This window comes from Streptomyces oceani, from assembly GCF_001751245.1.
Classification (GTDB): domain Bacteria; phylum Actinomycetota; class Actinomycetes; order Streptomycetales; family Streptomycetaceae; genus Streptomyces; species Streptomyces oceani.
In genome coordinates this window covers 1-23,778 of sequence record NZ_LJGU01000157.1, presented here as the reverse complement: position 1 = coordinate 23,778, position 23,778 = coordinate 1, and the positions used below count along the sequence as shown (strand labels likewise).

Genomic DNA, 23,778 nt, shown 5'->3' with positions numbered 1-23,778 from the left:
CGAGCGAGGGGCTCCCAGCACGGCGCCGCCGTGGGGTCAGTCCAGCCTGCGGGCGTTTCCCAGCAGTCCGGACTCAGCGTCGGTCGGTGTGGTGACCGAGTAGTGACGGTCCCGTCGGGTACACCACAGTGTGACCCCCTCGGCCAGCGTGGACAGCGCCTCCACCTCGGCGGGGGGCAGCGACATGACCTCTCCCACCTGCTGTGCCTCGTCCGGCGAGATTCGCTGCACGCCCACCAGCGCGGCGCCCCGGATCAACCGAGGGGCCACCGGGGACAGGTACGGCAGCAGGGTCAGCACGGACTGCCACGGAGCCGAGGCCACCCGGCCGCGTGGTGGCCGCATACCGCAATCCCGTATCACCAGGACCGGACTGCCTACGGTCGCTCCCAGCGGCGGCACCTGCCCGACCCCGTGCACGGTCATGCACTCCAGTCCGCCGCCGGCAGCGCGTACCAAGTTCGCCCACTGCTGCGGGCGTCCGGTCTCGACCGCGACCCGAGCGCCCGTGCCAGCCGCGCGCAGCGCGAGCACCTGCGCCGTCCACAGGCCCCCGACGAAGACGATGTCGAACGGCGCCGGATGGTGCAGCGCCAGCAGTTGCGGACGCCCCTCGGCGTCACCGCCCACCACCACCCCGTCGTCCCCGATCGGCAGTGACAGCGCCGCCAGTTGGTGGGCGGGAACGGTGTGGCGGCTTCGGCGCGGACCGCGCAGTCCACGAAGCAGTTGGGTGCCGACCATCAGTTGGCACCCCCCAACGGCAACGTCGCGACGATGCCCGGCAGCTGTTCTCGGTCCAGCCGCGCCAGGCTCACCCGGGCCGAGCGTGCGGCCCGCTCCAGGTGCTCGCGAGCCCCGGTCAGTTCGGTGTCGGAACGCCCCGTCACCCGGACGTGCCCGGTGACCGACACCGCCTTGCGTCGCGGTCCCCGCGCCAGGGTGAGGCTGAAGGTGCTGGTGAGCGCCGGCACCGCGGTCAGCAGCGAGACCAGTCGGGGCAACGGTGTCGCCGCCCGCCCCAACTCCGGCCAGCGGCTCACGGCGTACGTCGTGTGCCAGCGGTCGTCACACCGCCAGGCGCGCGCGGACTCGGCGGTACGGCGCCCTGGCGGGGCGTCCGGCTGGCTCGCGCGCGCGGTGGCCGTCGGGCTGACACAGGCGGAGGTGGCGACCGCGGAGACGAGTTCCTCCTCGTTCAGCACCGCGGCCCGGAACCCCGCCCCGGTCAGCCGGCTCGCCAACTGGTCGGTGGCGCGCAGCAGACACCGCTGGGCGCCCCGTAGACCACCGCCGCGGGCCTCGACCGCCTCCCGGCACAGTTCGCCGTCCAGTTTCAGGGCCACCCAGGTGAGGCGCAGCGCGGGCGAGGACGCCTGGTCCTGTAGCGGGGCGTAACTGCGCCGGGCGACCGCCTGTTCGGGCAGGTGTGGTGCCGGGGCGGGCTGCACGTGCTGGACGAGCTGCACGGACTCCAGACGTATGCCGTCCACCTCGAGCGCGTCGTGCAGAAGCTCCAGCGGAAGCGCTCGGGTCCCGAACGCCGGCCGCAGCGCGGTCACTCCGGCTTCCACACGGAGTATCGCGGTCAGGAAGCTGCCGTCGCCGAGCATGCCGATCGTGCGCCGGTCACGGTCCACGAAGGCGTACGTACGCAGGCCGGGCACGCATTCCACGGCAGGGGCCAGGCCGGCGTCCGTTCGCTCCGCCGGGGGGAGGGCGGCCTGCTGCCGGCGCGCGCGCAGCGCGAGGCGGGTGGTCAGCCAGTCGCGGATGGAGCGCTGGCGCCGGCGCAGCAGAGCGAAGACGAGCAGTGCGGCGGCCAGCACGACGGCTGGCACGAGCATCAGCCCGTCGATCGCCGCCCCCACCACGAGGACGGCCAACGCCAGCTCGATGAGCACCAGTTGTTGCAATTGAAACGGTCCGACTCGAGTGGTGCGGGTCTCCGTGCGGAGCGTCGTCGACGCGGGCGGACGTGTGGTGGAGCTGGTGCGATCCGCTGTCGGACTCACCCCGTCCGGCGGGTCAGAGCGCGTCGCGGAACCTCGGGGGCGGGTCGCAGTTCCCATCGCCGCAATGCTCCCTCATGTCCGAATGAGCCCACAATTCCAAGCTGTTGGCCGGGTCGATCACCCTACCGGAGCAGCGCGGAGGGTACGTCAACGGGCATAGTAGGGGGCCGGTCTGACAATCAGTGGTCGGCAGCGGCCGGACCTCGCGGTCGTTCAGTGGGGAGAAACTTCAAGACATGGCATCACGGCGGGACGAGCTCAATGCCTACACCTTTGCGAAGAAGCGACTGCGTGCGGCGTTCCTCCAGCCCACTCCCAGCGGCACCGAGGAGGGAGCTCCCCGTCCCCTGCGGGCCGTGCTTCCCGGCATGGTCATCGCGGTGGTGATCCTCGCGGGCTTCGGCGCCTGGGGGATGTTCAAGCCCAAGGCACCCGAGGGGTGGGACGAACCGGCCCAGAAGGTCATCATCGGCAGCGAATCCACGACGCGTTACGTGGTCCTGGAGACGAAGAAGAAGAAGCAGCTGCATCCGGTGCTGAACCTCGCCTCCGCCAAGCTGCTCCTGAACCCCGACACGTTCGAGATCGTCGAGGTAGACGAGAGCACCCTGGACAACGGCGACATACCGCATGGCGCCACGCTCGGCATCCCGTACGCTCCCGACCGGTTGCCCAAGGCGGAGAAGGCCACGGAACGGAAGCGCTGGGCGGTCTGTACCCAGCCAGGAGCTGGCGGGAACCGCGTCCAGGAGGCGGCGTTCGTCTTCGCCGACCGAGACCAGCGGAAGGTCGAGGGCGCGGGACGGCTGCGTTCCGGCGACGTGATGTACGTGGAGGGTCCGGACGACAACCTCTTCGTCGTGGACGGGAGGGGCGTCGCCTATCCCGTCGACCGTGACCCGAAGCTGCTGCTCAGCATTGTCGGCAAGACCAGGGACGAGCCGCAGCAGGTCAGTTCGGACTGGCTGGACACGCTGAAGCGGGGCGACACGATCCGCTTCCCCAGCATGTCGGACATCGGCGAGCGAGCGGGCGTGCCGGGCAACCTGAGGGCGAGTGCCGACCGGATCGGCACCGTGCTCAAGGCGCGGACCGGCGACGGGACGCAGCACTACGTGGTGCTGCGCGGTGAGGTGCGGCCGGTGTCCGACTTCGTGGCGAAGCTGCTGCTCAACAGCGAGGAGGCGATCCAACTCGGACAGCGCGGCAAGCCGACCGAGGTCAACTCCGCCGCCATCGCCCCCGAGCCCCGGGCCTACGGAGCCACTCTGAAGTGGCCCACCGAGGTGGCCCGTACGGTCAACAAGGCGCGGGGCAGCCAGGACACGCTGTGCAACGTGCTGCGTGACGTGGACAAGAAGGACGCCGGCACCACGCTCAGCACATGGGCCGGCAAGGACTACCCGGCGGCCCTGCCCAACGGCTCCACCAGCGCGTATGTCACGCCCGGCTCCGGAAGCCTCTACCGCCAGGTGAAGGGGGAGGACACCAAGGTCGGCTTCGTGTTCCTGGTCACCGACACCGGACTGCGGTACGCGGTGCAGGGGAACGCCGACAGCGGGCAGGACGCCTCCGAGATCGGCACCGACGGAAAACCGAGAAGCGACCAGGAGCGCCAGGAGGACGCTTCGCGGGAGGGGAACAAGGCGCAGATCCGGCTCGGCTACCAGGACGCCGAACCGGTGCCCGTACCGGCCGAGTGGTCGAAGTTCCTGCCCACCGGCCCACGCCTGAGCACCAACGCGGCCAAACAGCCGCAGGGCTCGTGACTCCGAAGGGCTGGTCATGACACCGGGTTGTCGTACGCGCCGTCGCTGGGCGGTGCTTTCCGTACCAACGGTCCTGGGCCTGACGGTCCTGACCGTCGCGCCGAGTCTGGTGGGGGCGCAGCCCGCGAGAGCCGACACGGGGCAGTGCACCTTTCCGGCGAAACCCTTCGAGGGCCGGCCCTGGTCACTCAAACGAGTGCTGTTGGACCAGCTGTGGGAGAAGACCCGAGGCGAGGGCGTACGGGTCGCCGTCATCGACACCGGGGTGGACGTGAAGCACCCGCAGTTGGAGGACGCGGTGGCGACCAGCCTGGGCAAGAGCTTCCTCGCCGAGGAGGAGAAGGGTGAGGGGGCCGGTGCCGCGGAACGCCGTAAGGAGAACGGCACCACGGACACGGTGGGGCACGGCACCAAGGTGGCGGGGATCATCGCGGCCCGCCCCAGTGCGAAGACCGGATTCGTCGGCATCGCACCGGAGTCGACCGTCATCCCCATCCAACAGAACGACGGAAAGGGCGGCGGAGACGTCGGCAGTCTCATCGACTCGATCGAGTACGCCGTGCAGGCCCGCGCCGACGTCATCAACATCTCGCAGGACACCGCCGGAGCCGTACACGCGGGCGTGGGCCTCAAACAGGCGGTGGACAAGGCGTTGGCCAAGAACGTCGTGGTCGTCGCCTCGGCGGGCAACGACGGTCAGGGCGGCAACGTCAAGCGGACCTACCCGGCGTCCTATCCCGGAGTGCTCGCCGTCGCCTCCTCGGACCGGAACAACGAGCGCGCGCCCTTCTCGCAGTCCGGGGAGTTCGTGGGGGTGGCCGCCCCGGGAGTGGATATGGTCTCCACGGTGCCCGGCGGCGGGCACTGCGCGGACAACGGCACGAGCTTCTCGGCGCCGTACGTCGCCGGGGTCGCCGCCCTGCTGCGCGCCGAGCACCCGGACTGGGAGCCGCAGCAGATCGTCGCCCAGATCGAGCAGACGGCGGAACGCTCCATCAGCGGCCGGGACCGGCACGTGGGTTGGGGCGTCATCGACCCGGTACGCGCGCTGAGTGAGGACGACCGGCCGATCGACCGGCCGGTGGCGCGTGAGGGCGTCGACCAGGCGATGCCCCCGCAGCCCGCGAAGCTGCGGTTGGGGGAGACCGCCGCGGAACGCAACGAACGCCTCGGTACGTACACCGTGGTCGGTGGTGGGGTGCTGGTGGGAGTGATCACCGGGGGCGCGCTGGTCTACCGGGACTGGCGCCGGCGGACGGTGCGACAGGGTTAGGGCGTGCCGCCGACATCCCGCGAACGTCCCGCGAACGTCCGGGCTACGTGACCCAAGCGACGCTCGTGGGTTTGCAGTTGGAACAGTGGTACGGAGTGGCTAGAGTGGCCGTAGGCTGGATGCGTGATGCCGCGATCACAACGGGTGGAGGGGGAGCCTGATGCTGCGGGCACGGGCGGGGGAGCGTACGCGTCCGCCGTCGCGGGGTTCCGGAGCGCGGACACCTCCCCGGCGGGCCTCAACAGCGGTTCAAGGCCGCCTCGGAGCGTGCGTGACGGCGGCCGGACACGGTGCCGCCGCTCGCCTCCGCCCGCACGGTACGCACCACGGGCGCCAGCGGACGTCTGGCTTCGCTGCCCCGTGGTGCCGCTTTTGCGCGTAACGCAGAGCCGGAACTCACCCTAGGGAGGAAACATGGCCGAAGGAGCTGGCGGCGGAGCGTCGGACGTTCGGATCGAGGATGCCGAACTCCAGACCCTGATCACCGATGTGCAGGGCATGCAGAGCACCCTGCAGAGCAAGATCACGCGCCTGAACTCGGCGGTCGACGCCATCGAGGGCGGCTGGAAGGGTTCCGCGCACGGCGCGTACGACCAGTTGCAGCGTAAGGCGAACACCTACGCGGACCGGCTGAACAAGCATCTGCAGTTCTTGCAGGAAGCGTTGGAGATGAGCCGGAGCGGCTTCAACAAGCACGAGATGGAAGAGATGGAGAAGTTCCAGCGAGCAGCCTCGAACAGCCCCATCGCCGACTTCTGAGCCGGCACCACGTCAGGAGAGAACCATGACTATTCAGATCACCTACGGGACGGTCACGGCAGCCGCTGAGGACATCCGCAGTTCCGGCACCCAGATCGCCAGTGAACTCCAGAACCTCGACGCCCGGGTGCAGAAGGTCGTCAACACCTGGGACGGTGCCGCCAAGGCCGCGTACTACGCGCGCCACCAGCAGTGGTCGAACGACATCGAGGGCCTGACCCAGACCCTCAGCGCCATCGCCACCGCGCTCTACGACGCCACCGACGGTTATAAGGGCACCGACAAGAAGGCGGCCGACCAGTTTCAGATCTGACGCCGTCGTGACGGTCGACGGGGTGGGAGCCGCGGCGGGCCCACCCCGTCCGTACCGGAGGCCGGGCCCGCCCGTCCGCGAAGCGGGCCCGTAGGCGGAGCGGTAAGCAGGGCCGGGTAACGGGCACGCACCGACCCCGACCTCCTCACTCCAGGTCGAACTCGCCGTCCCGCGCGCCGAGTACGAACGCGCGCCATTCCGCCTCCGTGTAGCGCAGGACCGTGTCCGGGTCCTTGGAGTTGCGCATCGCGACGGCCCCGCCGGGAAGGTGCGCGATCTCGACCTTCTCCTCCTCGGGACCGCCCGGCGCGCTCTCCCATACGGCGTCCGAGATATCCATCGCGTACAGTTCGGTTTTCTCCTGCTCAGTGGCCACGGTCGGATTGCCTTTCCTGGACGGCGGTCGCGGGGAGAGACGGGTGCTGCTCCTGAAGCCGCGTGCGTCCGTGTCGAGCAGCGCCGGTCACCCGCACAGAGTACTCCCGACAGGCTCCCCACCGGCCGTTTTCCGCGCAGCGGGCCGCGAGGTCACGACTTGTGCAGCCGCCCCACCTGGATGAGGGGAGTGCCGCGTCGGCGTGCGGAGAACAGTCCACGTCCCGGAGGCATCGGCCGCGGCCGGACGTTCCCCAGCACATTGCCCTCGCTGGGATCACCGGACAACACGACGCCCTGTGCGCCGAGTTCCTTGATCCGCTGCATGAACGACTCGAACGCGGCCCGGGTGGCGCCCGCCGAGTTGCGCGCGACGATGAAACTGACTCCGATGTCCCGGGCGAAAGGCAGGTGTTCGGTGAGGACCGCGAGTGGGTTGCCGGTCGAGTTCGCCACGAGTTCGTAGTCGTCGACGATGACGAACATCCTCGCGCCCTGCCACCAGCTGTGGTCCCGTAGTTGCTGCGGCGTGACGTCCTCGGGCGGCTTCCGCCGCTCCATCAGGTCCCGCAACGCGTCCATGTGACCGCTCATGCCGTTCGACATGGCCGCGTACACGATCATGTGCGAGTCCGGGACGTCACCGAGCAGCCCGCGCCGGTAGTCGGCCACGACGATACGCGCCTCCTGCGGCGTGTAGCGTTCCGTGATCTGCTTGGCGAGCAGTCGGACCAGGTTCGTCTTGCCCGACTCACTGTCCCCGAAGATGAGGAAGAAGGGGTCGGTCTCGAAGTCGACGTAGACCGGCTCCAGCGTGCTCTCGTCGATCGCGAAGGCGATGCCCCGCTCCGGGTGAGCGTCCCCCGGAGGCAGGTCCACCGCCGGGAAGTCGCGCGGCAACAGGCGTACGGCGGGGGCCCGGTCACCCTGCCAGCTCTCGGCGACCCGACGGTTCAGGCTTTCCGTGGCCTCGGACAGGTCCGTGCCGGAGCCCACACCGTCGATACGCGGCACTGCGGCCATGAAGTGCAGGTGCTCCGGCGTCTGTCCGCGGCCCGGTACGCCGGTGGGGATGTTGGCGGCGACCTTGCGACTCAACTCCGAGTCCAGGGTGTCACCGAGCCGCAGTTCGAGGCGGTTGACCAACTGGTCCTTGAGAGCCGGACGGACTTCCATGGCGCGGGAGGCGGAGATGACCAGGTGTACGCCGTATCCGAGGCCACGCCCGGCCATGCTGGTGACGACCTCCTCCAGGGCGTCGTACTCCTGCTTGAAGTTGCCCCAACCGTCGATGACGAGGAAGACGTCGCCCCACCGCTGCTCGGCGAGTTCCCCCCGGGCGCGACGCCGCCGGTAGGTGCCGATGGAGTCGATCCCGTGTGCGCGGAAGTACTCCTCCCGCTGGTTGAGGATGCCCGCGACCTCGGCGACCGTACGCCGCACCCGCTCCGGATCGAGCCGGGAGGCGATGTCCCCGACATGCGGGAGCCCCGCGCTGGCCGACATGCCGCCGCCGCCGAAGTCCAGGCCGTAGAACTGCACCTCGCGCGGGGTGTGGGTCAGCGCGAACGAGGAGATCAGCGTGCGCAGCAGCGTGGACTTGCCGGACTGCGGTCCACCGATCAGCAACAGATGCCCGGCGGCCCCGGAGAAGTCGACGTACAGCGGGTCGCGACGCTGCTCGAAGGGCTTGTCGACCAGCCCCATCGGGACGACGAGTTGACCGAGCCCCTCGTAGTCCGGCTGGGTCAGGCCCCGGTTCTCGACCTGCGTCAGGCCGGGCAGCAGTTCGTCGAGCGCCGCGGAGGTGTCGAGCGGGGGCAGCCACACCTGATGGGCGGGGGTGCCCTGACCGTCGAGCCGCCGCACGACCACGTCCAGCACGGTGTCGGCGAGCGCGTCGTCCGTAGGGGCCGGAGCGCCCCCGGCGGGCTCCGGCTCCGCCGCGCCGACCGGCTCCGGAGCCTGCTGTACGGGCACGTCCGCCGCGGTGAAGCGCACGGGTCGGCGCCGCGCGGGTCGCGGGCCTCGGGTGCTCCGCTCGTCGGTGTCGCTCCCGGAGCGGTACACCCCCGAGACGTAGGCCGCCTTGAACCGGGTCATCTCGTCCGTGCCGAACTTCAGGTAACCGGAGCCCGGCACGGACGGCAGGTGGTAGGCGTCCGGCACACCGAGGGCCGCGCGGGACTCGGCCGCGGAGAAGGTCCGCAGTCCCACCCGGTAGGAGAGGTACGTCTCCAGGCCACGCAACCTGCCCTCCTCCAGGCGCTGCGAGGCCAGCAGCAGGTGTACGCCGAGCGAGCGCCCGATCCGGCCTATCTGGATGAACATGTCGATGAAGTCGGGCTTGGCGGTGAGGAGTTCGCTGAACTCGTCGATCACGAGCACCAGCGAGGCGATCGGGGTCAGCGGTGCTCCGGCCGCGCGGGCCCGCTCGTAGTCCTTGATGTTGGCGTAGTTGCCGGCGTCCCGCAGCAGCTCCTGGCGCCGGTTGAGTTCGCCACGGATCGAGTCCCCCATCCGGTCGACCAGAGTGAGGTCGTCCGCCAGGTTGGTGATGACGGCCGCGACATGCGGCATCTGGGACATGCCGGCGAACGTCGCACCGCCCTTGAAGTCGGCGAGGACGAAGTTCAACGTCTCGGAGGAGTGGGTCACGGCCAAGCCCAGCACGAGGGTGCGCAAGAGTTCGGACTTGCCGGAGCCGGTGGCGCCGACACACAGCCCGTGCGGCCCCATGCCGTCCTCGGCGGCCTCCTTGAGGTCGAGCATCACCGGTTGACCGTCCTCGCCCACGCCGATCGGAACGCGGAGGCGTTCGGCCTGCGAGCGGGGGCGCCACGTACGCCGTACGTCGACGGCGGCCGCGTCCCCCAGGCCCAGCAGGTCCGTGAACTCGAGCTTCGCCAGGAGCGGTTCGTCGTCATCCCCGCCCGAGCCCATCCGTAGCGGGGCCAGTTGCCTGGCGAGCGCCTCGGCCGCCGGCAGCGAGAACGCGTCCGGCACGCCGTCGTAGACCAGTCCCCGCGCGGACTCCAACTCGATCCGTCCGGCACGCAGCCGCATCGCGAGACCCCCACGCGCACCGTCGATGTCGCCCGGCACCACCTCCACGACCGTGACGCCCTGCAGCCCCTCCGGGGCGGCCAGCATGGAACTCGGTGGCACCGTGGCCCCGCCGTCCAGCACCATCAGCACGTGCGGTTGCTCGAGCACGGGCTGCCCTGAGGCGCTGAACCGCGGCCGGCCGTCCAGTTTGGGGGCCAGATGCTCCTCCAGCGCCATCAGGTCGTCGGAGATCAGCCGACGGGTACCCGCGCCGTCCAGCGTGCCCGCCGCCTGGGTGTGCGGCAGCCACTTGGCCCACTCCCAACGCGGTTCGGCGGCCGGGCCGGTGACGATCGCGATGACCAGGTCGTCCGGCGAGTGCAGGGAGGCGAGCGAGCCCACCATCGCGCGGGCGGTGCGGTGCACCGGATCGACGTCGCCGCTCACAGTCATGTGGTAGAAGGCCCGCAGCGACACCGCCATCGGCAGTCCGTCCAGGGAGCTGTGGGTGGCGAGGAACTGCCGCATCGCGCCCGCGGTCAGCGGTTCCAACTCGTCCACCGGGGCCGTCTCGGGTGCCACGAGCGGAGTGGCCAGTTGCTGTGCGCACAGTCCCAGCCGTACCTGGCCGAAGTCGTCGTCCCCGGCGCGCCGTTCCCATACCCGACTGCCCTCGGCGACCAGGGCCCACAGCTGTTCGGGCGCCGGGTGGAGGTAGAACTGGCCGTCGCGCTGCGCGCGTGCCGTCTTGCGTACCGTACGCCGAGTCTGTGCCAGGTACTTGAGGTAGTCGCGCCGCATCTGGGCCATCTCGCCCTGTGTGCCCCTGCGGAATCGCACGATCATGGCGATGGCCATGGCGATCGTGGACGCGATCATGATCAGGCCCATGATCCGCATGAAGGGGTGCGCGTTCGGCATGAAGAAGAAGACCACGGATCCGCCCATGCCGAGCATGGGCAGTATCTGCATCAGCATCCCCTCCTGCTGCCCGCGGGGCAGTTCCGGAGGTGCCTCGAGAGTGACGTTCTCTCCGGGCACACTGGGTGGCAGGGCCCGTGGCGGACGCTTGACGACGATCTGACTCACCGTGCACCAATTCCTCGTACGTACGGGACAGTTCCTCGGCCGACGCCGCTGTCGCGACGGAGCCCTCCGCGCTGGGTGATCCTACTTGCACGACGTGTCAGCAGGGACCGGTAGGGTTGCGCGCGGTGCGTGCGCGGCAGCGAACGGTGGCCGCGGGGCATGCGGGGCGGGACCGTGCCGAAGTGGGTTCCGTGGGCTCGGTGAGGGGCCGACATCCGCAGCTGTGACGTGCGTTGTGACCAGCCAGCCAGTCAGCGGCCATGAGGGGGATCCCAAGGTGAGTACCACGGCGTCGGCAGCCGCCACCGGCTTCTGCCGGGTCACCATCGTCGCGCCGGACAGCAGGATCGACGTGGCGCTGCCCGAGGACATCCCGGTCGCCGACATCTATCCGGAGATCCTGCGGCTGAGCGGCCAGAGTCCCACGGAGGGCGCGCCGGTCGGCTACCACCTGGTGCGTCGGGACGGCAGCGTGCTGGACAGTGCCCGTTCCTTCGCGGCCCAGCGGGTGCTGGACGGGGACGTGCTCAATCTCCGGCCGTTCGCCGAGTCGTTGCCGCCCGCCGTCTTCGACGACGTGTCGGACGCCGTGGCCTCGGCCGTCACCACGGACCGCCGGTTGTGGGGCGACAGCCTCATGCGCGGCGCGGGACTCATCGGCGGCACGGTGCTGCTCGTACTGATGGCCTTCGTGCTGTGGTTCTCCGATCCGGTGGGGCACGACATGCACGGCCTGCCGGGCGTCCTGGCGGCCGTCACCGCCGTGTTGCTGGTCGCGTACGCAGCCGTGCGCGCCCGGGTCTACGCGGATCGCGCTTCCGCGGTGGCCCTGGGACTCGGGGCATTGCCGCACGTCATGATCGCGGGCTCCGGCCTGCTGCCGCTGCAGGAGGAGCAGGGGATAGGCCGCCTGCAGTTGCTGCTCGCGTGTGTGGCGGCGCTGGTCGCGTACGTCCTGCTGGTCGCGGTCACGCCGAGCGGTGACGGTCCGTTCGTGGCGGTGGCGTTCGCGGCGGCGATCGGTACCCTGGTCACCTTCCTTGCCATCCTGACGGACATCTCGCCCGTCGAGACGGCGTCGCTCTGTGTGCCGGTGGCGGTCGGGCTGGTCGCCTTCCTGCCCGGGCTCTCCTCCAGTTTCGCGCGGCTGCCGATCGGCTACACCGCGCCGCAGACCGGTGAGGGACGCTGGGACGAGGACCCGGACGCGACCTCGGACGACCTGGGGCCGGTGGACGGGGAACGGATCGCGGCGCAGGCACGCCGTGGCCACGAGGTGCTCGTCGGCCTGGTGGGCGGTTGTGCCGTGCTGGTGACCGCGTCCGCGGCGGTGCTGGGCTTCTCGGACTCGAGCTGGGGGCGATGGCTCGCCCTGGCCGCCGGCCTGGCGATGCTGCTGCGGGCGCGGCTTTTCCGTTACACCTCACAGGTGAGCTGCGCCCTGGTGGCGGGACTGGGTACGGTGCTGCTCCTGGTGCTGGGCCTCGCGCTGAACCCGCCCGCCGAGCTGGTCACGGACATGCTCGAGGGCGACGGAGCCGGCCTGGACGTTCGTACGATCTGGCTCACCGCCGCCATCGGGGCCGGCGCCGCCGTGGTCACGGCGATCGGGCTGACCGTGCCCAGCAGGGGCGTGACGCCGTTCTGGGCGCGCTTTCTGGAGATCTTCGAGACCTTCGTCCTGCTGACACTGGTGCCGCTGTGCCTGGCGGTGATGGGCGCCTATTCCGCGGCGCGTAGCCTCACCAGCTGAGCGGACTGCCCCGTCAGGTCGGGATGCCCCGGCTGCCCCGTCAGGTCGGGATGCCCCGGCTGCCCCGTCAGGTCGGGATGCCCCGGCTGCCCCGTCAGGTCGGGATGCCCCGGCTGCCCCGTCAGGTCGGGATGCCCCGGCTGCCCCGTCAGGTCGGGATGCCCCGGCTGCCCCGTCAGGTCGGGATGCCCCGGCTGCCCCGTCAGGTCGGGATGCCCCGGCTGCCCCGTCAGGTCGGGATGCCCCGGCTGCCCCGTCAGGTCGGGATGCCCCGGCTGCCCCGTCAGGTCGGGATGCCCCGGCTGCCCCGTCAGGTCGGGATGCCCCGGCTGCCCCGTCAGGTCGGGATGCCCCGGCTGCCCCGTCAGGTCGGGATGCCCCGGCTGCCCCGTCAGGTCGGGATGCCCCGGCTGCCCCGTCAGGTCGGGATGCCCCGGCTGCCCCGTCAGGTCGGGATGCCCCGGCTGCCCCGTCAGGTCGGGATGCCCCGGCTGCCCCGTCAGGTCGGGATGCCCCGGCTGCCCCGTCAGGTCGGGATGCCCCGGCTGCCCCGTCAGGTCGGGATGCCCCGGCTGCCCCGTCAGGTCGGGATGCCCCGGCTGCCCCGTCAGGTCGGGATGCCCCGGCTGCCCCGTCAGGTCGGGATGCCCCGGCTGCCCCGTCAGGTCGGGATGCCCCGGCTGCCCCGTCAGGTCGGGATGCCCCGGCTGCCCCGTCAGGTCGGGATGCCCCGGCTGCCCCGTCAGGTCGGGATGCCCCGACTGCCCCGTCAGGTCGGGATGCCCCGACCTGGTATGCTGCTTCGGGCCGCCGAGTGCGCAGATTCCGCTGTGAAGAAGACCAGGGGACGCCGGTGGCCCCATCCCAGAGGAGTACGCGTGTCGTCGCTCGATGCCGCAACGAAGAAGCAGATCATGACCGAGTTCGCCACCAAGGAGGGTGACACCGGCTCCCCCGAGGTTCAGGTGGCGCTGCTCTCCCGGCGTATCTCGGACCTCACCGAACACCTCAAGACCCACAAGCACGACCACCACTCGCGCCGCGGGCTGCTGCTGCTGGTGGGCCAGCGTCGCCGCCTTCTCCAGTACCTCGCGAAGAAGGACATCCAGCGCTTCCGTGCCCTCGTCGAGCGCCTCGGCATCCGCCGTGGCGCCGCGGGCGCCCGCTAATCGCACGCACGGGGAGCGGCTCCTGACCCAGGAGCCGCTCCCTTCGCGGTGACGTGCCGCCACGGTCGTGCGAGCGTGGGCGGGACCTTTGTACTCTGGTCCTACAACGACATACGCAACGCATCGGCATACTTATACGAGGAGAACGCCTCCCTACGACGTCGGTCCTCGGTAGTGGCTTCCGGACACAGACACGGTTCCGGGTGCTTCGATCGAAGACCGGCACCGCCCAGGGAGCGTTCGTCGCAGATGGTCCGCGGCCACTCGGGCGGCGGACGTGAACGAGGAGATTTTCCTGGTGGAGAACGAGACCCACTACGCCGAGGCCGTGATCGACAACGGCACTTTCGGCACCCGTACCATCCGTTTCGAAACCGGCCGGCTCGCGAAGCAGGCGGCCGGTTCAGCGGTGGCCTACCTGGACGACGACACCATGGTGCTGTCGGCCACCACCGCCTCCAAGAACCCCAAGGACCAGCTGGACTTCTTCCCGCTGACGGTCGACGTCGAAGAGCGGATGTACTCCGCCGGCAAGATCCCTGGTTCCTTCTTCCGTCGTGAGGGCCGGCCGAGCGAGGACGCGATCCTCACCTGCCGGCTGATCGACCGGCCGCTCCGCCCGTCGTTCCGCAAGGGCCTGCGCAACGAGATCCAGATCGTCGAGACGGTCATGGCGCTCAACCCCGACCACGCGTACGACGTGGTGGCCATCAACGCCGCCTCCTGCTCCACGCAGTTGGCGGGCCTGCCCTTCTCCGGCCCGATCGGCGGCACGCGGGTGGCACTGATCAACGGTCAGTGGGTCGCCTTCCCGACACACAGCGAGCTGGCCGAGTCGGTGTTCGACATGGTCGTCGCCGGCCGAGTGCTGCCGGACGGCGACGTGGCCGTGATGATGGTCGAGGCCGAGGCCACCGAGAAGACGATCGAGCTGATCAAGGGTGGCGCGGAAGCACCGACCGAGGAGGTCGTGGCAGCCGGGCTGGACGCCGCCAAGCCGTTCATCAAGGTCCTCTGCCGGGCCCAGTCCGACCTCGCCGCCAAGGCCGCGAAGCCGACCGGGGAGTTCCCGATCTTCCTGGACCACCAGGATGACGTGCTGGCGGCGCTGGACGAGGCCGTACGCGGCGAACTCGCCGCGGCGCTGACCATCGCGGGCAAGCAGGAGCGCGACACCGAGCTGGACCGGGTCAAGGAGCTGGCGGCGGAGAAGCTGCTGCCGCAGTTCGAGGGGCGCGAGAAGGAGATCTCGGCGGCCTACCGGTCACTGACGAAGTCCCTGGTGCGTGAGCGCGTCATCCGCGAGAAGAAGCGTATCGACGGCCGTGGCGTCACCGACATCCGTACGCTCGCGGCCGAGGTCGAAGCGCTTCCGCGGGTGCACGGCTCCGCGCTGTTCGAGCGGGGCGAGACCCAGATCCTCGGGGTCACCACGCTGAACATGCTGCGGATGGAGCAGCAGCTGGACACCCTCTCGCCGGTGACCCGCAAGCGCTACATGCACAACTACAACTTCCCGCCCTACTCCACGGGTGAGACGGGCCGGGTCGGTTCGCCGAAGCGCCGCGAGATCGGGCACGGCGCGCTGGCCGAGCGCGCCCTGGTGCCCGTACTGCCCAGCCGGGAGGACTTCCCGTACGCCATCCGGCAGGTGTCCGAGGCCCTGGGCTCCAACGGCTCGACCTCCATGGGCTCGGTCTGCGCCTCCACGATGTCCCTCCTGAACGCCGGTGTGCCGCTGCTGGCCCCGGTCGCCGGGATCGCCATGGGACTGATCTCGCAGGAGATCGACGGCGAGACACACTACGTGACGCTGACCGACATCCTCGGTGCCGAGGACGCCTTCGGCGACATGGACTTCAAGGTCGCCGGGACGCGCAACTTCGTCACGGCCCTGCAGCTCGACACGAAGCTGGACGGCATCCCCGCCTCCGTCCTGGCCGCCGCGCTCAAGCAGGCCCGAGACGCGCGACTGCACATCCTGGACGTCATGAACGAGGCCATCGACGTACCAGACGAGATGTCCCCGAACGCTCCCCGGATCATCACGGTGAAGATCCCGGTGGAGAAGATCGGCGAGGTCATCGGCCCGAAGGGCAAGATGATCAACCAGATCCAGGAGGACACCGGCGCCGACATCTCCATCGAGGACGACGGCACCATCTACATCGGCGCCTCCGACGGTCCCGCCGCGGACGCCGCGCGCAGCACCATCAACGGCATCGCGAACCCCACGATGCCCGAGGTCGGCGAGCGTTACCTGGGCACGGTGGTGAAGACCACCACCTTCGGCGCCTTCGTCTCGCTGCTGCCGGGCAAGGACGGGCTGCTGCACATCTCGCAGATCCGCAAGCTGGCCGGTGGCAAGCGCGTGGAGAACGTCGAGGACGTGCTCGGTGTCGGCCAGAAGGTGCAGGTGGAGATCGCCGAGATCGACCAGCGCGGCAAGCTCTCGCTGATCCCGGTCCTGGAGGACGGGGAGTCGGGCGAAGCGGCTGCCGAGTCCCCCGCGGAGAAGGACGACGCGTCCTCGTGACACGGAAGTTCCACCGGACGGCCCGCCCCACTCCCTCGAAGGGGCGGGCCGTCGCCCGTGCCGGCGGTCACCTCGGCGGCTCGGGCGTGGCCGGTAGCGTACGCAGAACGGTGCTGCCGAGCGGGCTCCGTGTCGTCACGGAAGCCGTGCCTGCCGTCCGCTCGGTCACCTTCGGCATCTGGGCACACGTCGGGTCGCGGGACGAGACACCCTCGCTGAACGGCGCCACGCACTACCTCGAGCACCTGCTGTTCAAGGGCACCCGGATGCGCTCCGCGCTGGACATCTCGGCCGAGGTCGACGCTGTCGGAGGCGAGTTGAACGCCTTCACGGGCAAGGAGTACACCTGCTACTTCGCACGGATACTGGACAGCGACCTTCCGCTGGCCATCGACGTGGTCGCTGACATGCTCACCGGTTCGGTACTCGATCCGTCCGAGGTGGCGGCCGAGCGTGGCGTGATCCTCGAGGAGATCGCCATGACGGAGGACGACCCGGGGGAGTGCGTCCACGATCTGTTCAGCCACACGATGTTCGGCGACACGTCGCTCGGCAGGCCCGTGCTGGGCACGGTCGACACCGTCCAGTCCCTCACCCGGGACCGTCTCGCCGAGTTCTACGCCAGCCACTATGACCCCACCCGGCTGGTCGTCGCGGTGGCCGGAAACCTCGACCATGAGACCGTCGTACGCCAGGTCAGTGCCGCGTTCGACCGGGCGGGAGCACTGGCGGGCAGCGGTGCGGAGTTCGCGCCGGTCGGCCCCCGTCACGGCCAGCTGACCGTACGGCCCGCCGGCCGGGTCGAGGTGGTGGAGCGGCCGACCGAGCAGGCTCACCTCGTCCTCGGGCTGCCGGGACTGTCCCGGCATGACGAGCGGCGCTGGGCGCTCGGAGTGCTCAGCGCGGCCCTGGGCGGCAGCATGAGTTCACGGCTGTTCCAGGAGATCCGGGAGCGGCGGGGGCTCGCGTACAGCACCTACTCCTACACCGCCAGCTTCGCGGACTGCGGTCTGTTCGGCGTGTACGCCGGCTGCCGGCCGAACCAGGTGGCGGACGTCCTGAAGATCTGCCGGGACGAGCTCGACCAGGTCGTGCGAAGCGGCCTGGCGGACGACGAGGTCGAGCGAGCCATCGGCCAGCTCTCCGGCGCGACGGTGCTGGGCCTGGAGGACACCGGGGCGCTGATGCACCGCCTCGGCAAAAGCGAGCTGTGCTGGGGAGAGCAACTGTCGGTGGATGACATGCTGCTACGGATCGCCTCCGTGACGCCGGACGACATCCGGTCGGTGGCGCGTGATGTGCTGGGCGCCCGGCCTTCGTTGTCGGCGATCGGCGACTTCACCGACGAGCAGGTGTCCCGTCTGCACGACGCGGTGGCCTGACGGCGTCGGTACGCACGTGGTCGGCCAGGACGAGCGAGTGAGAGGACTCCAGATGACCAACCCGATTCGAGTCGCGGTGTTGGGAGCCCAGGGCCGGATGGGCAGTGAGGCTGCCCAAGCGGTGCGGGACGCCGAGGACATGGAACTCACCGCGGCGCTCGACCGTGAGGACAGCTTGGACACGCTGACCGCCACGGACACCGAGGTGGCCGTCGACCTGACGCATCCGGACGCCGTCCTGGGCAACCTCGAGTTCTGCGTCCGACACGGTGTTCACGCCGTGGTCGGGACGACCGGGTGGACTGAGGAACGGTTCGGGAAGCTGCGTGGCTGGCTCGCCGAGAAGCCGGCGACCGGAGTGCTGATCGCCCCGAACTTCGGCATCGGAGCCGTCCTCACCATGCGGTTCGCTCGCGAGGCGGCACGGTTCTTCGAGTCCGTCGAGGTGGTGGAGCTGCACCATCCGCGGAAGGCGGACGCCCCGAGCGGCACCGCGGCTCGTACCGCCCAACTGATCGCCGAGGCCCGCCGGGAAGCGGGCCTCGCGGCCCAGCCGGACGCGACCAGTACGCAGTTGGACGGTGCCAGGGGCGCCGACGTCGACGGGGTGCCCGTGCACGCCGTACGGATGCGCGGGCTCGTCGCCCACCAGGAGGTGCTGTTCGGCGACGAGGGGGAGACCCTGACCATCCGGCACGACTCCATGAACCGTGGCTCCTTCATGCCCGGCGTGCTGCTGGGCGTACGCCGGATCGGCACGGCACCCGGCCTCACCGTGGGTCTCGAACACTTCCTCTTCAACGAGGAGCCGAGCCGGCCGGCGGCGGAGAGCGACGGTGCGGCGGGCACACGGCGAGGGGGCTAGCGGTGCGCGCGCGACTGACGTACGCGGTGCTGGCCGCGGTGCTGCTCGTCTACTTCGTGTTGGTCGGCAGCCGAGGCGTGCTGCTGATCCAGCAGGGTACCGCGATCACGGTCCCGTTCGGGGTCGTGGTGCTCGTACTGCCGTTCATCGGCCTGTGGTTTCTCTGGCACACCACCCGCTTCGCCCGTGCTGCCGGTCGGTTGGCCCGCGAACTGGAGGCGGAGGGCGGCCTGCCCGTCGACGAACTGACCCGAACACCCAGCGGCCGAATCGATCGGGACTCGGCCGACGCGGTGTTCGTGCGGCGACAGGCGGAGGCCGAGGAAGCGCCGGACGACTGGCGCAACTGGTTTCGGCTCGCCGTGGCGTATCACGACGCGCGGGACACGCCACGTGCCCGCAAGGCGATGCAGCGCGCCATCACGCTCCGGAGCGGCGAAACAGGATTGAAGGCAGCGGACTGAGGGGACCGTGCCAGGGCATCCGCTCACACGGAAGCGGGAGCGGGGCGCGACTCTGCGGCCCAGCCCTCTATGACGTCCGCCGCGCGGTCGAAGGCTGGGTTCCGACCGAGGAAGTCGGCGTTGTGATCGGTCAGCAACGGTCGCAGTGGTTCGCTCCGCATCTGGGGCTGTCCCTGAGCTCCGGCCCCGGTGGTCCGTACGATCACGAGCGACTCGCCTTGCACGGTGCGAGGGAACCCGAGCCACCGGACGGGCTGCTGTGCGGTGCGCACGGCCGCCACCTCTCGCCAGGGCAGCGTGACGGTGTAGAACAGTCCCACCTGACGCAGACCCTGCGAGCTGACCCAGACCCCGACCCGCAGGAGCCGCAGCGCCAGCGCTGCCACGCCCAGCGCGGTCGCGGCGCAGACCACGGCGCCGGAGGGGGCTCCGGCGAACGCGATGATCATCGTGGACATCAGGAGGTACGAGGTCAGCAGGAGCAGCAGTGCCGCTCCTGCCACCCGCCACGGGCCGGGGCGGTAGGGGCGCCGCCAACGCTCCGGGTCCTCATGGGCCGGCGGCATCACCTCGGCCGTGGAGCGGGTGTCACGGTCGGCCGTCAGAAAAGGCAGGGGCACTTGGGGTCCTCGATCACGGGCAGATGGCTGTGCCCGGTGAGATTATCCAGCCGGGCTCCGAACGGCCAGTCCCGGAGCCCGGCTTCGGGTGCCTCAACGACCCTCGGAAGCCGCCTGCCGCCTGTCATCCCGCTGCTGGTCCGCGTCGAGCGCGGGCACGCCCAACAGCAACGAGCCCGCCAGGCCCGTCACGATGGTGAGCCCCATCAGGACCGAACCAGCGCGTTCGCGAGGGTTCTTACGGGCTCGGGGCGGAGGGGTGACATTACTCCGAAATCGGTCGGCCTGGGCGACGAAGGTGTACGGCACGGACTCGCCGTAGCGGCGGGACATGGCTGATGCTCCTGGGATCGTTCTCAACTGTTTCCCGGAGAACGTCCACAGGCTCCCCGAAGTGCCCGTTCCCGACTGTATCTGGAAGAAATCCGCTGAGTTGCCGGCATCGTGTCCGGATAGTCCTGTATGGGTCACGTGACCGGTTGTCAGAGCCGCGCCGTAGGGTGAGCGGGACGCAGGTGCACGTACAGGAAGGGAACCGTCAGTGTCCGGAGCCGAGAGCAGTGCCTCGAGTCCCAGCTTCCGCAGCGACATGACCGTGGAGTTGGTGAAGCACAGTGCCTCCGACACGGACGTGTTGTGGGCCGCCCGGGTCTCGACGGCCGGCGAGCAGTCGTTGGACGAGCTGGGGAAGGACCCGGAGCGAAGCCGCGGGCTCATCAACTTCCTGATGCGGGACCGCCACGGCAGCCCTTTCGAACACAACTCCATGACCTTCTTCATCAGCGCTCCGCTCTTCGTCTTCCGAGAGTTCCAGCGGCACCGGGCCGGCTGGTCGTACAACGAGGAGTCCGGGCGCTACCGCCAGCTGCAGCCCGTCTTCTACGTCCCGGACGAATCCCGCAAGCTGGTCCAGCGGGGCCGCCCGGGGAAGTACGTCTTCGTCGAGGGCACCCAGGCGCAGCAGGAGCTGGTGGGGCGGGCGATGACGGACTCCTACCAGCAGGCGTACGCCACGTACGAGGAGATGCTCGCCGCCGGGGTGGCCCGAGAGGTGGCTCGTGCGGTCCTTCCGGTCGGTCTGTACTCCTCGATGTACGCCACCTGCAACGCCCGTTCGCTGATGCACTTTCTGGGCCTCCGCACGCAACACGAACAGGCGAGCGTGCCGACCTTCCCGCAGCGGGAGATCGAGATGGTGGCGGAGCGGATGGAGGCTCACTGGGCGGAGCTCATGCCCCTGACGTACGACACGTTCAACGGCAACGGACGGGTGGCCCCGTGAGCAGCGGCGCGCAGCCAGATGTCCGTATTGCACTCTTTAGCGAAATTCATCTAGGCTGATGGCACGGACTCGGCGCTGCCTGAACCCCCGAGCAGGCAGCGCCGTGTTCCGTCTCGACAGCCCCGAAGAAGCGAGACACGGTCGGCTGCGAGTAGCGTGGAGGGCATGGCTCCGACCTCCACACCGCAGACGCCCTTCGGGCGGGTCCTGACCGCGATGATCACACCCTTTACCGCGGAGGGCGCGCTTGACCTCGACGGCGCTCAGCGTCTCGCAGCTCACTTGGTCGATTCCGGCAACGACGGCCTGGTGGTCAACGGAACCACGGGCGAGTCCCCGACCACCAGCGACGCCGAGAAGGCTCAGCTGGTCCGGGCCGTGGTGGAGGCGGTCGGAGACCGTGCGCACATCGTGGCCGGAGCCGGTACGAACGACACCGAGCACAGCCTCCGTCTGGCCCGGGACGCAGCCCAGGCCGGCGCGCACGGCCTGCTCGCGGTCACTCCGTACTACAGCAAGCCACCACAGGAAGGGCTGTTCCGGCACTTCACCGCGATCGCCGACGCGACGGAACTGCCCGTCATGCTGTACGACATTCCTGGCCGCAGTGGCGTGCCCATCAACACCGAAACCATTGTCCGGCTGGCCGAGCACCCCCGTATCGTGGCGAACAAGGACGCCAAGGGAGACCTTGGTCGCGCCAGCTGGGCCATCGCGACGAGCGGACTCGCCTGGTACAGCGGTGACGACATGCTTAACCTCCCGCTGCTCTCGGTGGGCGCCATCGGATATGTCTCCGTGGTCGGGCACGTGGTCGCCCCCGAGCTGCGCTCCATGTTGGAGGCGCATGTCAGCGGCGACGTGGTCAAGGCAACGGAGATCCATCAGAAGCTGCTGCCCGTTTTCACCGGTATGTTCCGCAATCAGGGTGTGATCACGGTGAAGGCGGCGCTCGCTCTGCGAGGACTGCCGGCCGGGCCGCTGAGGCTACCGCTCGTCGGGTCCGCCCCCGAGGAGACGGAGCAGCTCAGGCGGGATCTCGCGGCAGGCGGAGTGCAGCTCTGACGCACAGGCTTCACAACTCCATACGATCCGACAACTGCAAGTGAACCAGAAATCGCTCGCGCCACGTGACCCAAGGGCCACGTGGCGTGCGTGGTGAGGAGAGTCTTTTGAGTCATCCGCATCCCGAGCTCGGCGCTCCGCCGAAGCTCCCCGAGGGTGGTCTGCGGGTCACGCCCCTTGGCGGACTGGGTGAGATCGGCCGCAACATGACCGTGTTCGAGTACGACGGTCGATTGCTGATCATCGATTGTGGCGTGCTCTTCCCGGAGGAGGAACAACCGGGAATCGACCTGATCCTGCCGGACTTCACCTCCGTGCGGGATCGTCTGGACGATGTCGAGGGCATCGTGTTGACGCATGGTCACGAGGACCACATCGGTGGTATCCCGTACCTGCTCCGTGAGAAGCCGGACATCCCACTGATCGGCTCCAAGCTCACCCTCGCACTGATCGAGGCGAAGCTCCAGGAGCACCGCATCCGCCCGTACACGCTGGAGGTGCAGGAGGGGCATCGAGAGCGGGTAGGTCCGTTCGACTGCGAGTTCGTCGCGGTGAACCACTCCATTCCCGACGCCCTGGCCGTGGCCGTACGCACACCGGCCGGCATGGTCGTGCACACGGGCGACTTCAAGATGGACCAGCTGCCGCTGGACGGACGGCTGACCGACCTGCGCACCTTCGCCCGGCTTGGTGAAGAAGGCATCGACCTGCTGCTTTCCGACTCGACGAACGCCGAGGTGCCTGGCTTCGTGCCGCCCGAGCGGGACATCTCACAGGTGTTGGGACAGGTCTTCGCAGGAGCTCAGCGCCGCATCATCGTGGCGAGCTTCGCCTCGCACGTGCATCGGATTCAGCAGATCCTGGACGCCGCCCACGAGCACGGGCGTCGAGTGGCGTTCGTGGGGCGCTCCATGGTGCGCAACATGGGCATCGCGCGGGACCTGGGATACCTCAAGGTGCCGGCCGGCCTGGTGGTGGACGTCAAGACGCTGGACGACCTTCCCGAGGACGAGGTCGTGCTCGTGTGCACCGGCTCCCAGGGCGAGCCGATGGCCGCGCTCTCCCGGATGGCCAACCGTGACCACCAGATCCGTATCGTCCCCGGCGACACGGTGATCCTCGCCTCCTCCCTGATCCCGGGCAACGAGAACGCCGTATACCGGGTGATCAACGGACTGACCCGGTGGGGCGCCGACGTGGTGCACAAGAGCAACGCCAAGGTGCACGTCTCCGGGCATGCCTCGGCGGGTGAACTGCTGTACTTCTACAACATCTGCCAGCCGCGGAACCTGCTGCCCGTACACGGGGAATGGCGGCACCTGCGTGCCAACGCGGAGCTCGGCGCATTGACGGGGGTGCCCAAGGATCAGGTCGTCATCGCGGAGGACGGGGTCGTCGTCGACCTGGTCGAGGGGAAGGCGAAGATCGTTGGGAAGGTGCAGGCGGGCTACGTCTACGTCGACGGCCTCTCGGTCGGCGACGTCACGGAATCCTCGTTGAAAGACCGGCGCATCCTGGGTGACGAGGGCATCATCTCCGTGTTCGTCGTGGTGGACAGCAGCACGGGGAAGCTCGTGGGTGGTCCACACGTGCAGTCCCGTGGTTCCGGGATCGACGAGTCCGACTTCAACCAGGTCATCCCGAAGATCGAGGAAGCGCTGTCCAAGTCCGCTCAGGACGGCGTCTCGGAGCCTCATCAGCTGCAGCAACTCGTGAGGCGTGCCGTGGGCAAGTGGGTGTCGGACAGTTACCGCAGGCGTCCCATGATCCTTCCGGTGGTCGTGGAGGTCTGAGCCCAACCGGTTGCGGGGCGCCTCGATTTGCGTGCCGGCGCCCCGCTCCCGTACATTTACGGCTCCACCGCAGGGAAGGGGACGCATTCCGGCGTCTCGGCTCTTGGTCAGCGAATACCGAAGTAATACTCGGCGAAAATTCTCTGATACGGTGGAAACGCCGAAGGAACATCCGGAGGATTCCTGAGAGGGAGTCTGATGTGAGTGT

The 23,778-nt window shown here is 69.3% G+C and carries 20 protein-coding genes; 13 read left to right on the top strand and 7 right to left on the bottom strand.

Going from position 1 to position 23,778, the window contains the following annotated elements; genetic code table 11:
* Positions 1–36: 36 nt before the first annotated feature.
* Both AN216_RS24665 and eccE read right to left on the bottom strand, forming a co-directional pair.
* The gene (locus AN216_RS24665; RefSeq protein WP_070198936.1) at positions 37–744 is read right to left on the bottom strand and encodes a hypothetical protein; all 708 of its coding nucleotides are present in this window, start codon (positions 742–744) and stop codon (positions 37–39) included.
* Positions 744–2,072, bottom strand: coding sequence for a type VII secretion protein EccE (gene eccE, locus AN216_RS24660; protein WP_070198935.1), 1,329 nt, complete (start codon positions 2,070–2,072; stop codon positions 744–746). The genes AN216_RS24665 and eccE overlap by 1 nt, the downstream gene beginning before the upstream one ends.
* A gap of 179 nt (positions 2,073–2,251) precedes the next feature.
* On the opposite strand from eccE, the gene eccB reads away from it, so the two are divergent.
* The 4 genes from eccB (at position 2,252) to AN216_RS24640 (ending at position 6,129) form a co-directional block, all read left to right on the top strand.
* The gene (gene eccB / locus AN216_RS24655; protein ID WP_070198934.1) at positions 2,252–3,784 is read left to right on the top strand and encodes a type VII secretion protein EccB; all 1,533 of its coding nucleotides are present in this window, start codon (positions 2,252–2,254) and stop codon (positions 3,782–3,784) included.
* Between the two features lie 16 nt (positions 3,785–3,800).
* Entirely contained in the window at positions 3,801–5,057 is a 1,257-nt protein-coding gene (gene mycP, locus AN216_RS24650) for a type VII secretion-associated serine protease mycosin (RefSeq protein ID WP_070198933.1), read from the top strand.
* Between the two features lie 414 nt (positions 5,058–5,471).
* Positions 5,472–5,816: a WXG100 family type VII secretion target gene (locus AN216_RS24645; RefSeq protein ID WP_079166966.1), complete on the top strand. Its 345-nt coding sequence runs from the start codon at positions 5,472–5,474 to the stop codon at positions 5,814–5,816.
* A gap of 25 nt (positions 5,817–5,841) precedes the next feature.
* Complete coding sequence (locus AN216_RS24640; RefSeq protein ID WP_070198932.1) at positions 5,842–6,129, top strand: WXG100 family type VII secretion target; 288 nt, start codon at positions 5,842–5,844, stop codon at positions 6,127–6,129.
* 145 nt (positions 6,130–6,274) lie between these two features.
* On the opposite strand, the gene AN216_RS24635 is transcribed toward AN216_RS24640, so the two are convergent.
* Positions 6,275–6,505 (bottom strand): DUF397 domain-containing protein, encoded by a 231-nt coding sequence (locus tag AN216_RS24635; RefSeq protein ID WP_070198931.1) that lies wholly within the window; start codon positions 6,503–6,505, stop codon positions 6,275–6,277.
* 152 nt (positions 6,506–6,657) lie between these two features.
* Complete coding sequence (eccCa, locus tag AN216_RS24630; protein WP_070198930.1) at positions 6,658–10,641, bottom strand: type VII secretion protein EccCa; 3,984 nt, start codon at positions 10,639–10,641, stop codon at positions 6,658–6,660.
* Between the two features lie 235 nt (positions 10,642–10,876).
* Here eccCa and eccD point away from each other — a divergent pair, with 235 nt between their 5' ends.
* Positions 10,877–12,394, top strand: coding sequence for a type VII secretion integral membrane protein EccD (gene eccD / locus AN216_RS24625; protein ID WP_070198929.1), 1,518 nt, complete (start codon positions 10,877–10,879; stop codon positions 12,392–12,394).
* Here the strand turns inward: eccD and AN216_RS24620 are convergent.
* On the bottom strand, positions 12,364–13,257 hold the full coding sequence (locus AN216_RS24620) for a collagen-like domain-containing protein (protein ID WP_070198928.1): 894 nt from the start codon (positions 13,255–13,257) through the stop codon (positions 12,364–12,366). The genes eccD and AN216_RS24620 overlap by 31 nt on opposite strands.
* A gap of 15 nt (positions 13,258–13,272) precedes the next feature.
* Between AN216_RS24620 and rpsO the strand changes: the two genes are divergently transcribed.
* The 5 genes from rpsO to AN216_RS24595 all read left to right on the top strand — a co-directional run bounded on the left by rpsO (position 13,273) and on the right by AN216_RS24595 (position 18,810).
* Positions 13,273–13,563 (top strand): 30S ribosomal protein S15, encoded by a 291-nt coding sequence (gene rpsO, locus AN216_RS24615; protein WP_079166964.1) that lies wholly within the window; start codon positions 13,273–13,275, stop codon positions 13,561–13,563.
* Positions 13,564–13,861: 298 nt separating this feature from the next.
* Positions 13,862–16,099 (top strand): polyribonucleotide nucleotidyltransferase, encoded by a 2,238-nt coding sequence (locus AN216_RS24610; protein ID WP_070198941.1) that lies wholly within the window; start codon positions 13,862–13,864, stop codon positions 16,097–16,099.
* Positions 16,096–17,481, top strand: a complete 1,386-nt coding sequence (locus tag AN216_RS24605; RefSeq protein ID WP_070198927.1) for a M16 family metallopeptidase — start codon at positions 16,096–16,098, stop codon at positions 17,479–17,481. The genes AN216_RS24610 and AN216_RS24605 overlap by 4 nt, the downstream gene beginning before the upstream one ends.
* Before the next feature lie 52 nt (positions 17,482–17,533).
* Complete coding sequence (dapB, locus tag AN216_RS24600; protein WP_070198926.1) at positions 17,534–18,346, top strand: 4-hydroxy-tetrahydrodipicolinate reductase; 813 nt, start codon at positions 17,534–17,536, stop codon at positions 18,344–18,346.
* Positions 18,347–18,348: 2 nt separating this feature from the next.
* Entirely contained in the window at positions 18,349–18,810 is a 462-nt protein-coding gene (locus AN216_RS24595; protein ID WP_070198925.1) for a tetratricopeptide repeat protein, read from the top strand.
* Between the two features lie 23 nt (positions 18,811–18,833).
* Here AN216_RS24595 and AN216_RS24590 read toward each other — a convergent pair whose 3' ends face one another.
* Together AN216_RS24590 and AN216_RS24585 are read right to left on the bottom strand one after the other, a co-directional pair.
* Positions 18,834–19,430, bottom strand: a complete 597-nt coding sequence (locus AN216_RS24590; RefSeq protein ID WP_070198924.1) for a hypothetical protein — start codon at positions 19,428–19,430, stop codon at positions 18,834–18,836.
* A gap of 93 nt (positions 19,431–19,523) precedes the next feature.
* Positions 19,524–19,763 carry a hypothetical protein gene (locus AN216_RS24585; protein ID WP_070198923.1) on the bottom strand — a complete coding sequence of 80 codons (240 nt, stop codon included), beginning with the start codon at positions 19,761–19,763 and terminating at the stop codon, positions 19,524–19,526.
* Between the two features lie 256 nt (positions 19,764–20,019).
* Here AN216_RS24585 and thyX point away from each other — a divergent pair, with 256 nt between their 5' ends.
* From thyX to AN216_RS24570, 3 genes are all read left to right on the top strand, one after another.
* Positions 20,020–20,712: an FAD-dependent thymidylate synthase gene (gene thyX / locus AN216_RS24580; RefSeq protein WP_070198940.1), complete on the top strand. Its 693-nt coding sequence runs from the start codon at positions 20,020–20,022 to the stop codon at positions 20,710–20,712.
* 165 nt (positions 20,713–20,877) lie between these two features.
* The gene (dapA, locus tag AN216_RS24575) at positions 20,878–21,777 is read left to right on the top strand and encodes a 4-hydroxy-tetrahydrodipicolinate synthase (RefSeq protein ID WP_070198922.1); all 900 of its coding nucleotides are present in this window, start codon (positions 20,878–20,880) and stop codon (positions 21,775–21,777) included.
* Between the two features lie 107 nt (positions 21,778–21,884).
* Positions 21,885–23,570, top strand: a complete 1,686-nt coding sequence (locus tag AN216_RS24570) for a ribonuclease J (RefSeq protein WP_070198921.1) — start codon at positions 21,885–21,887, stop codon at positions 23,568–23,570.
* Positions 23,571–23,778 lie beyond the last annotated feature (208 nt).